We start from the raw sequence: 12,358 nt of genomic DNA on the forward strand, positions 1-12,358 counted from the left end.
ATTCTGAATTTATTTTCAGAAGGTCATTAATTAATCTAGTTCTGATCGTCTGAAACGAAGCCAAATTGACAATACTATAAATTATTCAAACACATAGATTTATTTAAAGATACTAAATATTTGCGATAGCTTTTATTTCAGAAATGATTCTATCTGCTAATGAATCTGCTTCGTGTTGCGAAGGCGCTTCGGTATAAATACGAATAATAGGTTCGGTATTACTTTTTCTTAGATGCACCCAAGAATCGGTAAAATCAATTTTAACACCATCTATCGTTGTTAAATTTTCATGCGAATAATTGCTTTCCATCGTGCTCAAAATTCCATCCACATCTAAATCAGGAGTTAACTGAATCTTCTTTTTACTCATAAAATAATTTGGATATGATGCTCTTAAATCACTCACATCCATTTTCTTTTCAGCCAAGAGACTTAAAAACAAAGCCACGCCAACCAAAGCATCACGACCATAATGCAATTCAGGATAAATAATGCCTCCATTACCTTCTCCACCAATAACAGCATTGTTTTTCTTCATAAGTGCAACAACATTCACTTCACCAACAGCACTCGCTTCGTAAGTTCCACCATGCTTTTCAGTAATATCTCTTAAGGCTCTTGTTGAGCTCATATTGCTAACTGTATTTCCTTTGGTTTTACTAAGTACATAATCTGCACAAGCAACCAAGGTATATTCTTCACCAAACATCTCTCCTTTTTCATCCATAAATGCTAAACGATCTACATCTGGATCTACAACAATCCCGAAATCTGCATGCTCTTTAACCACTGCTTTCGACAAATCTGTTAAATGTTCTTTCAACGGTTCTGGATTATGAGGAAAATGTCCGTTAGGCTCACAAAATAATTTTACAGGATGCACTCCCAGACGTTCTAATAATAAAGGAATTGCAATACCACCTGTTGAATTTACGCCATCAACAACCACTTTAAATTTGGCTTTCTTAATGGCTTCAACATTAACCAGTTCCATATCTAATACTTCATCAATGTGTAAATCTATGTAGGCGTCATTAATAGTTATTTTTCCTAAACTATCAACATCAGCAAAACTCATATCAGTTCCTTCCGCTATTTCTAGAATCTTTGCACCTTCTTCTCCGTTTAAAAACTCACCTTTTGCATCAAGTAACTTTAAGGCGTTCCATTGTTTCGGGTTATGACTTGCCGTTAAAATAATTCCGCCATCAGCATGTTCCATAGGAACGGCAACTTCAACGGTTGGAGTTGTTGACAATCCTAAGTCAACCACGTGAATTCCCAATCCAACCAAAGTATTCATAACTAAATTCTGAATCATTTCACCCGAAATTCGAGCATCACGACCAACCACAACTCGGTAATGATCCTTCTCGCGTTGTTGTTTAATCCATGTGCCATAAGCAGAAGCAAATTTTACAGCATCAATAGGTGTTAAGTTTTCACCCACTTCGCCTCCAATGGTTCCTCTAATTCCTGAAATTGATTTTATAAGTGTCATATCTTGTTAATATTTTCAGCAAATATACTATTTCAAAACCGTAAATCTTAACTCACAATTCGTAAATTACACCTATGAATTTTCTAGCCCATATTTATCTTTCAGGAGATAACGAACTCATTACGATTGGCAATTTTGTAGCTGATGCAATCCGAGGGAATAAATACAAAGTGCTTTCTCCAGAATTTCAGGTTGGCGTGAAATTACATCGCCACATAGACACGTTTACCGATGCACATCCTGTTGTGAGGCAAAGTACGAAACGCTTACACAAGAACTACAGTCATTATAGTGGTGTTATTGTTGATATTTTATATGACCATTTCTTAGCTAAAAACTGGAGTAAGTATTCCAATATTCCTTTAGAATCCTATGTTGATAATTTTTATGAATCTTTAAAAGAACATTTTGACATCTTACCAGAGCGCTTTCAAAAACTTATGCCATTTATGATTGCCGACAATTGGTTATTGAGCTACGCTGAAGTTGAAGGCATTCAACGTGTTTTAAATGGTATGAATAAACGTACTAAGCACAAATCTGGAATGAATTTAGCGACTAATGAATTAAAAGAGTTCTATTCTGAATTTGAAAATGAGTTTTCCCTTTTCTTTGAAGATCTTATAGAAACCTCTAATGCCAAACGCTTGACTCTTATTAAAGCTTATAATTTATGAGAAAATTATTGCCGTTAGTACTCATATTACTATGCCTACATGCTTGTAAAAAGGAAATTAGTAATGGTATTCCTACCCTCCAAAAGCGTGGTGTAATTGCTCAACATGCCATGGTAGTTACTGCCAGAAAAGAAGCTTCACAAATAGGAATTGACATCTTAAAAAAAGGTGGAAATGCCTTCGATGCCATGTTTGCAACTGAAATGGCTTTGGCTGTAGTTTATCCGTATGCTGGGAATTTAGGAGGTGGCGGTTTTATGGTATATCGGCTTTCAGACGGACAAACGGGTGCATTAGATTATCGAGAAAAAGCACCATTGGCCGCACACGAAACTATGTATTTAGATGACCACGGACAAGTTATAAATAATATGAGTACAGTTGGTATTCATTCAGTTGGCGTACCTGGTACTATTGCTGGCATTTTTGCTGCACATGACAGATTTGGTACTCTTCCAATTAAAGACCTGATGCAGCCTGTAATTAAACTCGCTCAAAAAGGTTTTATCATCACTGAAAAACAACATGAAAAATTAAAGCATTACGACAGTATCATGAGAATCGTAAACGGTAAAGACATTTTATTTACCCAAAATATTAAGGCTAAAGACAGCCTTAAAAATCTACAACTTGCTGAAACTTTAAAACGTATCGCTAACCATGGAAAAGATGAGTTTTACAAAGGAGAAACAGCAAAAAAACTCATCTCTTTTTTAAAAGATAAAGGCACCATAATGACCATGGATGATTTAGAGCGTTATGAAGCTAAGTGGAGAGATCCTGTAATTTTTAAATATAAAGATTATAATGTCATTTCAATGTCGCCTCCTTCGAGTGGTGGCTTGTGTTTAGCTCAGATTATGAAGATGATGGAACCTTTCGATTTAAAATCTTACGGACACAATTCTGTAAAGAGTATTCAGGTTATGGTTGAAGCTGAACGACGTGCCTATGCAGATCGAAGTTATTTTTTAGGCGATCCCGATTTTGTTGACATTCCAACTGAAGAGCTATTGAGTGATGCGTATTTAATCAAACGAATGGAAGATTTTTCATTTGACAAGCCTACGCCTTCTGATTCGATTTCCCATGGTGAAATTTTAGGCTATGAAAGTGAAGAAACCACACACTACTCCATTGTTGATGCCTTCGGAAATGCAGTTTCAGTAACCACAACCTTAAATAGTGGTTATGGATCTAAATTATATGTGGATGAACTCGGTTTCTTTTTGAATAATGAAATGGACGATTTTAGCAGCAAACCTGGCGAGCCTAATATCTACGGATTGATAGGTGGAAAAGCAAATAGTATTGCACCTGAAAAACGAATGCTCAGTGCTATGACACCGACTATTGTTGAAAAAAACGGAACACTTTTCATGGTTCTGGGATCGCCTGGAGGTTCTACCATCATTACATCTGTTTTACAAACCATTTTAAATGTGGTTGAATTTGATATGAGCATGCAGGAAGCTGTCGATGCTCCTCGTCTACATCATCAATGGTTACCTGATAACATTAGAATGGAAGTGGATTTATTTTCTGAAGATCTCAAAGAACAACTTGAAATTAAAGGCTATGATATCAATGAAGCATCTGCTCCTATTACTGCAAGAGTTGAAGCTATATTAGTCTTAGAAGATGGAACACTTGAAGGTGGAGCAGATTATAGAGGTGATGATACTGCAATTGGGTTTTAATTTTAATTTTTAAACTACTAACGAACTAATGGGACGAAATACAATAATACTATTATTCATTACAATTTGTCTGTTTAATTGTAATTCTACGAAAAAAGAGCAGACTTCCGAAGGCGATTATTCTGATGTCAACATCGTTGGAGCTATGAAACATGTCATGTGGAAAGGCGAATTAGGAAGCAGTATTCAACTGGATACCCTTTCAAACAAAAACGGACTTTACGGACTTGGGCCTGAAAGTTTTCTTAAAGGCGAATTACTTATAAATGATGGAAAAAGTTATGTATCAAAAGTCACTTCAGATTCGACAATGCACGTTGAACAAACATTTCATGCTTCTGCGCCATTCTTTGTATATGCTAATGTTTACGAATGGGTACATCTAAAATTAAATCCAGACATTAAAAGCATAAAAGATTTAGAAAGCTATATTGATGAGAAAACAAAACAGTATAAACGTCCGTTTGCATTTAAACTTACAGGCACTGTTTCTAAAGCAAACATTCACATTCAAAATCTTCCTGAAGGAACACAAGTCTCTTCACCTGATGAAGCACATCAAGGACAAGTAAACTATAATCTAAAAAACGAAGTGGTAGACATTATCGGGTTTTTCTCAACTGAACATAAAGGAGTTTTTACACATCATGATTCGTTTCTTCATATGCATTTAATAACTAAAAATGCAGATAAAATGGGCCATTTGGATGACATGATAATTGAGGACATGAAGTTATATTTACCAATTAAATAATCTTTTAAACTATTGAAAACCAATTACATATTTAAATCTGAAAGACTTGGCTTTCGCAATTGGAAAGCTAAAGATTTAGATGAATTTGCCAAAATAAATGCAGATGAAGAGGTTATGGAATATTTTCCAAAGCCACTGACCAAAAATGAAACCTTAGCTCTCATTGATCGTCTTAAAAAACACTATAACGAAAAAGGTTATACTTACTTTGCTACAGAATTATTAGAAACTGGTGAACTCATTGGTTTTATTGGTTTAGTGTATCAAGACTATCAATCAGAATTCACGCCAGCAACAGATATTGGCTGGCGACTAAAATCAAGGGCTTGGGGAAAAGGCTATGCAACTGAAGGTGCAAAAAAATGCTTGGAATATGCCTTTAAAGAATTACAACTAACCACAATTATCTCTGTTTTCACAGAAAAAAACATCAAATCTGAAAACATCATGAAAAAAATTGGCATGGAAAAAATTGGAAGTTTTAACCATCCCAAATTAAAAGCATATCCCAATTATGAAAAATGTATCTGTTACCAAATTACAAAAACCAACTGGCAGGAACTTAAGTAATTTTTGTTTACGCAATTCAGTATCTTTTCATAATTTCGTTTTATAATCAAAACACCATGTTCATATACGATTGTGTCATTCTTACTGATCAACGCTATTTAAACGATTCGAAAACCGATGCTTATAAGCATAACGTGTATTTTGAAGATCGTTTGGTTTATCATGCCTTAGAAGGACTCGGACTCAAAACCCTACGTCTTGCTTGGGACGATATGTTTTTTGATTGGTCTACAACAAAATCAGTGTTGTTTCGAACCACTTGGGATTATTTTGATCGTTTTGATGAATTTTCAGAATGGCTTAAAACCGTTTCTAAGCAAACTACGTTGTTAAATTCTGAAACAATCATTCGCTGGAATATCGATAAACATTATTTGTTAGACCTACAAAAAAAAGGGGTTCATATAGCTGAAAGTCATTTTATCGAAAAAGGTGCTAAGGTAACTTTAGAACAGCTTCACGACATTTTAAACTGGAAAGAAACCGTTTTAAAACCTTGTGTTTCAGGAGCAGCAAGACATACCTATAGATTAAATCCTGATAATTTACACGAACATGAGACCGTTTTTCAAGAATTGATTGCGAATGAAGCCATGATATTACAACCCTTTCAATACCATATTGTAACCAAAGGTGAAATTTCAATGATGGTATTTAACGGACATTTTTCGCATGCTATTCTCAAAAAAGCAAAAGCTGGTGATTTTAGAGTTCAGGACGATTTTGGTGGAAGTATTCAAGATTATTCACCTAGTGATGAAGAAATTGCCTTTGCCGAAGCTTCAGTTAAAGCGTGTAACGAGTTACCTATATATGCCAGAGTTGATATTTTTGAAGATAATCAAGGATGTATTGCTCTTTCCGAATTAGAACTCATAGAACCCGAATTATGGTTTAGAAGTAATCCTGATGCGGCTAAAATTTTAGCTCAAGCTATTAAATATAAATTAGCACATGAAAATTAAACGCATATTAAAAATTATTGGCGGACTTATTGTTTTTTTTACTTTGCCAACCTTACTTTTCTTCGGTTTTATGTATCTGAAATATAATGAAGAATTACCTCAAGGAACATCAGGAGAAGCGGCAGATACTTTGGCGAAAACAATGCTAAATGCACTCAATTACGATGCCTACAAAGCAACCGATTATATTGAATTTACGTTTAAGAAACGCCACCATTATAAATGGAAAAAATCTGAAAACACCTGTTTTGTACTATGGAAAAACTATAAGGTCAATCTAGATTTATTAACTCCGTCTAATAGTGTCGTATATGCCTATAATTTAAAAGTTGAAGACCCAAAAGACACACAAGAACTCACACAAATAGCACAAAAGTACTTTAATAATGACACGTTTTGGTTAGTTGCACCTTTCAAAGTTTTTGATGAAGGTGTAGAACGACGTCTTGTTAAAACGGAAGCAAATAAAGACGCTTTATTAGTTACTTACACCTCTGGAGGATCAACGCCTGGAGATTCTTATTTATGGCATTTTGATGACAGCGGAAAACCTAAAAGTTTTCAAATGTGGGTTGACATTTTACCTATTGACGGTTTAGAAGCTTCGTGGACAGATTGGAAAACGACATCTACAGAAGTCCAGTTACCCACTTTTCATAAATTACTGTTTCTTGGCCTAGAGATTGAGGATATCTATACTAAAAATTTATAATAATCCTAACATTTGTTCACTTACACATGTAAGTAATCTTACTTATCTTTGACTATTACCACAATTGTGGCACACTCAAAAGTTACATGAACACTACGTTACTCCGTTTTAAAACTACAAGATCTCGCACAGAACAATTGTGTAAACCCCTTCAAAGTGAAGATTACACACCTCAATCTGCCGAGTTCGCAAGTCTACCCAAATGGCATTTGGCGCATACATCTTGGTTTTTTGAAGAAATGCTTTTGAAACCATTCATTGAAAACTATATTGAATTTGATGAGTCTTATGGCTATTTATTCAACAGCTATTACAATAGTTTAGGACAACGTATTGAACGTCAGAACAGAGGATTAATAACGCGTCCAGATGTTGAAACCATCTATAAATACAGAGCTCATGTAGATAATGCTATGGCTCAACTTTTAGAAACCTCGACTTCTAAAACTATAGATGCACTCACTATTTTGGGCATCAATCATGAACAACAGCATCAAGAATTATTACTAACCGATTTAAAATATACGTTTTCTTGTAATCCCTTATATCCAAAATATGCAAAGGGAAATTTTATAAGTCAAGCAAATGATGCATCCGGTTGGCTAAGCATACATGAAGGTATTTATAGCATTGGTTATGACGGAAATGATTTTTGTTTTGATAACGAGCTCGGTAAGCACCGCGTATTTTTAGAACCTTTTGAGATTTCGAAATCGCTTGTAACTAATGGTGATTACCTAGAATTTATTAAAGCAGATGGCTATACAAATCCAAAATACTGGTTAGATGATGGCTGGAGTTGGGTTAACCAAAACCAGATTAAGCATCCACTCTACTGGATTGAAAAAGATGAGCGTTGGTTTCATTACACACTCTCAGGATTAGATGAAATTCATCCAAATGAAATCTTAAGTCATATTTCATTTTATGAAGCCTCAGCTTACGCCTTCTGGAAAGGCATGCGATTACCAACCGAATTTGAATGGGAAGTTGCATCGAAGGATTTGAAATGGGGACAGCGTTGGGAATGGACTAATTCTGCCTATTTGCCTTATCCGAAATTTGAGACAGCCAAAGGTGCTGTTGGAGAATATAACGGGAAATTTATGATTAATTTGATGGTGCTTCGAGGCGCCTCAAGTGCCACCGCCAATCACCACAGCAGAGCTACATATCGAAATTTTTTCGCTCCTGAAACCCAATGGCAATTTTCAGGAATTAGACTTGCTAAGTAAATGGTTAATTTCTCTAGTAATTAATACCAAATACATGATAGATAATTTTAAAAATGATGTTGACGAAGGTTTAAGTAAATCCAAAAAAACTCTGGCTTCAAAATACTTTTACGATACAAAAGGAGATGCCATTTTTGTTGAGATTATGAAAATGCCAGAATATTATCTCTTCAATGCAGAAATGGATATTTTCAAAAATCAAACACAAGACCTCATCGATAACCTAGGATTGGAAAAGAAAACTTTTTTTGAATTGGTAGAACTTGGCGCAGGTGATGGTACTAAAACCAAGCAGCTTTTAAAAAAGCTCAATGATGACGGTTATCATTTTGAATATGTTCCTATTGATATTTCTCAAAATGCATTACATCAACTGGAAACCAGCTTACGAAAAGAATTACCTCACGTGAACGTTACTAAACGTCAAGGTGAATATTTTAAAGTTTTATCTTCTTTTAAAGACACAAAAGCCCTAAAAGTAGTCTTGTTTCTAGGTTCTAATATTGGTAATCTTTTAGATGAAAATGCCCAACGTTTCATTACGTCTCTAAGTGAATCGCTTAATACTAATGATAAAGTACTTTTAGGTGTCGATCTAATTAAATCTGCTGATATTGTTCTACCTGCCTATAATGACAAACAAGGCATTACAAAGCGCTTCAATTTAAACGTCTTAGAACGTATTAACAGAGAACTTCGAGCTAATTTTAATCTTGATGAATTTGATCATGTACCAGAGTATACCGAAGAGGAAGGCATTGCTAAAAGTTTCCTTGTGAGTAAAATCGACCAGAAAGTGACTATTGGAGCTTTACAGAAAGTATTTGATTTTAAAAAAGGTGAAAAGATTCATACTGAAATCTCCAGAAAATATAACGACACTATTTTAAATACGATTTTAAAAGATAGTCATTTGAAAATCATTTCAAAACTTACCGACAGCAAGCAGTACTTTGCTGATTACATTTTGGAGAAGGTTTAAAATGAAAAATCTGCCATTTCATACATGCATTTTAGGACTAGGTGAGCGAAGTACAAAATATTATCTTACTACTTTACATAAAAAATACTATGAGAAATTGGGCGAGTATCATACGTTTCCGTTTTTGATGTATCAAATCGATTTTGATGCCATCAATCGGTTTTTACCAAATCAATTTGATAAATTAATACCTGAACTAACCGGCATTTTAGATACTATTTCAATATTTAATGCCAAACAGTATCTCATACCGAATATTACTTTACATGAAACCCTTGATCAAATTGATCATCACTTACATTTTGCGCATCCTGTCCAAATCGCAATAACCTATTGTTTATCGCATGACATTGACAAGATTGTACTTTTTGGATCGCGCTATACGATGTCGTCAAATTATATTCCAAAGATGTTCAAAGCCAAAGGGCTTTCTATTATAAAACCTTCTGAAGAAGACCAATTACTAATAGACCATTTTAGAACAAAAACCTATGCCAGTAATGATACCGAATCTGATTACAGAAGTTATAAACAACTAATTCAGAAATATACTAGTGCTTCTCACGTCATTACAGCTTGTACAGAGCTTTCATTACATCATGTACAACTCAAAAATTCTAAAGTTATAGATATGGCTTTGCTTCAGATTGAAAAAGTTTTAACGCAAGACCCTTAAAAGTCTTAAGGCTATGTTATAGTTATTGGTTTCCTGGTTTTGTTTTAGTATTATGATTATCTTATAATTAAAAACAGACCACATGAGAACACCAGACTTTTCCAAACTCAAAGCCGTATTCGTTAATTGCACCTTAAAAAAATCGCCAACACAAAGTCATACTGACGGCTTGATGCAAGTCTCTAAAAATATTATGGAAAAGGAAGGTGTCGCTATTAAACACATCCGGTTTGTAGATCATGATGTTGCCTATGGTATATATCCAGATATGACAGAACATGGTGCAAACACTGATGAATGGCCAAAGCTTTTTAAGACCATTTTTGATGCTGATATTTTAATCATCGGAACGCCAATATGGCTAGGTGAAAAATCATCAGTTGCTCAAAAATTAATTGAACGTTTATACAGTATGAGTGGAAAAACCAACGATAAGGGTCAGTATTTATTTTATGGAAAAGTTGGAGGCTGTGTGATAACCGGCAATGAAGATGGTGTAAAACATTGTGCTATGGGAATTTTGTATGCCTTACAACATATTGGATATTCAATTCCGCCTCAAGCCGATTGTGGATGGATCGGTGAAGTTGGTCCTGGGCCAAGCTATTTAGATGACGAATCTAACGCAAAAACTAATAGTTTTACCAACAGAAATACGACGTTCATGACTTACAACTTAATGCATTTAGCTTATATGCTTAAAGAAAATAATGGCTATTCTGCCTACGGTAATTCGAGAGAACGTTGGGATGAAGGAAACCGCTGGAACTTTGAAAACCCAGAGTATCGTTAAATCTGGATTTCGATTTATGAGCGGCTTTGTATTCTTAGGATTTGCGATGTTTCTCTTCAATCCATTTGCTCATAAATTTCGTACTTTGCAAGCTATGGTGCTGAAGCATTTGTCCGATAAAATTCCCTTGTCGGTGTTTGTTGAGAATAGACTGAAGATCATTCAGCATTTGAATAAAATCACTTTGAAAATCTTTAAGCTGAAACCGAGTGTTTATAATATTAAACCCTTTTTTGTGAGCATCGTCCCAGAGGGTTTCGTTGGTATATAAAGCAATTGCCGAATCCACAATGTCGGATAGATTATCTGTAATAAATCCGTTAGCTTCCGATGTTCCAAACATACCTTCAGCAGCAATAGAACTCATCACACAAGGAGTTCCATTATTCATAGCATCAATCAATTTTCCTTTTAATCCTGCTCCAAATTGTAAAGGTGCTAAACATACTTTGGCACGTTGCATTACTTCTGTAACCTTTTCAGCATAACCTTTTATTAGAAATTTATCCTTATCGCTATGCAACTGATACACTTTTTCTGATGCATAGGCACCATAAATATGCAATTCTGCTTCTGGCAGTTGATGTTGTAATAATGGCCAAATCGATTTTTTTAGATATAAAACCGATTGATAATTTGGAGGATGTAAAAAGTTCCCGATGGTTACAAAATGTTGTCGTTCATTAAATTGAGCTAGGTTATTAATTGACTCTTCTGAAAGAGGTTCTAACAAAAAAGGCAAATAATATAAAAGTGAATCATCTACTTTAAAAAACTGTGTAAGAATTTCCTGTTCAGCTTCAGAAATAATCAAACTTAAATCACATCTGTAAATACTTGCTATTTCACGTTTAGCTGTATCATTATTCAAATATGAATAGTCAAATGGTTGTTCATCTTTAAATGCTTGCTGACGACCTTTTCTCAAACCATGTAAGTCTTCCGTATCAAGAATTCGTAAGGCATTTGGGCACTGGTCAGCAACTCGCCAACCATATTGTTCTTCGGTCATAAATCGATCAAAAAGAACGACATCAGGTTGAAGTTTCACAATGAAATCATCAAAACTAGAAGCATTCAATTCTATAGCAACTTGCTCGATGCCTAAAGCTTTTAAATCGGATGCATTATCTGTTTTTGCACAAGCACTGGCAAATGTGATGCTGAAATTTTCAGATTTGAAAATGGAAATGAGTTGCATCATTCTGCTTCCAGCTGCAGAACTAAAAGGTTCTGGCCAGACAAACCCAAGAATGAGAAGCGTTTGTTGCACAGAATTATCTGATATTATTGGTTTGAAAGTTCATCAGCGTACGTTGCTCGTACATCTTTTGCCCAATCTACCACTGCCTTAATTTGAGCATCAGTTAGTTTCGCTTCAGAATGTGTCCAAGTATATGAATTTAAAGGCATTTCTTTTTCTTCAACCATTTCGATCAATTCATCAAGTTTATGATCTTTCTTTTTAACACTATACGCGCTCCATTTAGACACATCAAAATGTCCTTTGCCATGATCAATATGATCTGCTAACCAATAGTTCACAGGTGTGATATTATTGTACCAAGGATAGCGTGTTACATCGCTATGGCAATCGAAACAGGATTCTTGTAAAATGCCTTTGACTTCTGGTGACGGTTTTGTTTCTGCTATAAAAGCTTCAATAGAAGCGTAATCACCTTCGTTCTTATCTGGTCCGAAAAATTGTGCAATAATAAACACAATAAGTAATGCTAAAAGTATCTTTTTTATGAGTTTCATTTTCGTTATTTTTGTAGTGCTTAAAATTAAAA

General features: G+C 34.8%; 13 protein-coding genes. 10 read left to right on the forward strand and 3 right to left on the reverse strand.

The features are described from left to right. Window positions 1–112 precede the first annotated feature (112 nt). Window positions 113–1,501, reverse strand: a complete 1,389-nt coding sequence (gene glmM / locus TD18_RS05490; protein WP_040249574.1) for a phosphoglucosamine mutase — start codon at window positions 1,499–1,501, stop codon at window positions 113–115. Between the two features lie 74 nt (window positions 1,502–1,575). Here glmM and TD18_RS05495 point away from each other — a divergent pair, with 74 nt between their 5' ends. From TD18_RS05495 to TD18_RS05540, 10 genes are all read left to right on the forward strand, one after another. Further along, on the forward strand, window positions 1,576–2,178 hold the full coding sequence (locus tag TD18_RS05495) for an acyl carrier protein phosphodiesterase (RefSeq protein ID WP_040249576.1): 603 nt from the start codon (window positions 1,576–1,578) through the stop codon (window positions 2,176–2,178). Then, window positions 2,175–3,878, forward strand: a complete 1,704-nt coding sequence (gene ggt, locus TD18_RS05500) for a gamma-glutamyltransferase (protein ID WP_040249579.1) — start codon at window positions 2,175–2,177, stop codon at window positions 3,876–3,878. Before TD18_RS05495 ends, ggt begins: the two co-directional genes overlap by 4 nt. Window positions 3,879–3,906: 28 nt before the next feature. Continuing rightward, complete coding sequence (locus TD18_RS05505; RefSeq protein WP_040249582.1) at window positions 3,907–4,632, forward strand: acetolactate decarboxylase; 726 nt, start codon at window positions 3,907–3,909, stop codon at window positions 4,630–4,632. 12 nt (window positions 4,633–4,644) lie between these two features. Then, window positions 4,645–5,202, forward strand: a complete 558-nt coding sequence (locus TD18_RS05510) for a GNAT family N-acetyltransferase (protein WP_040249585.1) — start codon at window positions 4,645–4,647, stop codon at window positions 5,200–5,202. A 56-nt stretch (window positions 5,203–5,258) separates the two neighbouring features. Then, window positions 5,259–6,167, forward strand: coding sequence for an ATP-grasp domain-containing protein (locus tag TD18_RS05515; RefSeq protein ID WP_040249588.1), 909 nt, complete (start codon window positions 5,259–5,261; stop codon window positions 6,165–6,167). Beyond that, a complete protein-coding gene (locus tag TD18_RS05520) occupies window positions 6,157–6,879 on the forward strand; it encodes a hypothetical protein (protein ID WP_040249590.1) in 723 nt (240 codons plus the stop codon). Before TD18_RS05515 ends, TD18_RS05520 begins: the two co-directional genes overlap by 11 nt. 86 nt (window positions 6,880–6,965) lie before the next feature. Next, entirely contained in the window at window positions 6,966–8,114 is a 1,149-nt protein-coding gene (egtB, locus tag TD18_RS05525) for an ergothioneine biosynthesis protein EgtB (protein ID WP_040249594.1), read from the forward strand. Between the two features lie 34 nt (window positions 8,115–8,148). Continuing rightward, entirely contained in the window at window positions 8,149–9,096 is a 948-nt protein-coding gene (locus tag TD18_RS05530; protein ID WP_040249808.1) for an L-histidine N(alpha)-methyltransferase, read from the forward strand. A gap of 1 nt (window position 9,097) precedes the next feature. Further along, window positions 9,098–9,772, forward strand: coding sequence for an aspartate/glutamate racemase family protein (locus TD18_RS05535; RefSeq protein WP_040249596.1), 675 nt, complete (start codon window positions 9,098–9,100; stop codon window positions 9,770–9,772). A gap of 82 nt (window positions 9,773–9,854) precedes the next feature. Continuing rightward, the gene (locus tag TD18_RS05540) at window positions 9,855–10,565 is read left to right on the forward strand and encodes a flavodoxin family protein (RefSeq protein ID WP_040249599.1); all 711 of its coding nucleotides are present in this window, start codon (window positions 9,855–9,857) and stop codon (window positions 10,563–10,565) included. A 34-nt stretch (window positions 10,566–10,599) separates the two neighbouring features. Here the strand turns inward: TD18_RS05540 and TD18_RS05545 are convergent, their stop codons facing one another. After that, window positions 10,600–11,838: a glycosyltransferase gene (locus TD18_RS05545; RefSeq protein ID WP_040249602.1), complete on the reverse strand. Its 1,239-nt coding sequence runs from the start codon at window positions 11,836–11,838 to the stop codon at window positions 10,600–10,602. A gap of 14 nt (window positions 11,839–11,852) precedes the next feature. Then, the gene (locus TD18_RS05550; RefSeq protein ID WP_040249605.1) at window positions 11,853–12,326 is read right to left on the reverse strand and encodes a heme-binding domain-containing protein; all 474 of its coding nucleotides are present in this window, start codon (window positions 12,324–12,326) and stop codon (window positions 11,853–11,855) included. Window positions 12,327–12,358 lie beyond the last annotated feature (32 nt).

The sequence above is a fragment of the Psychroserpens mesophilus genome (assembly GCF_000826645.1).
GTDB lineage: Bacteria > Bacteroidota > Bacteroidia > Flavobacteriales > Flavobacteriaceae > Psychroserpens > Psychroserpens mesophilus.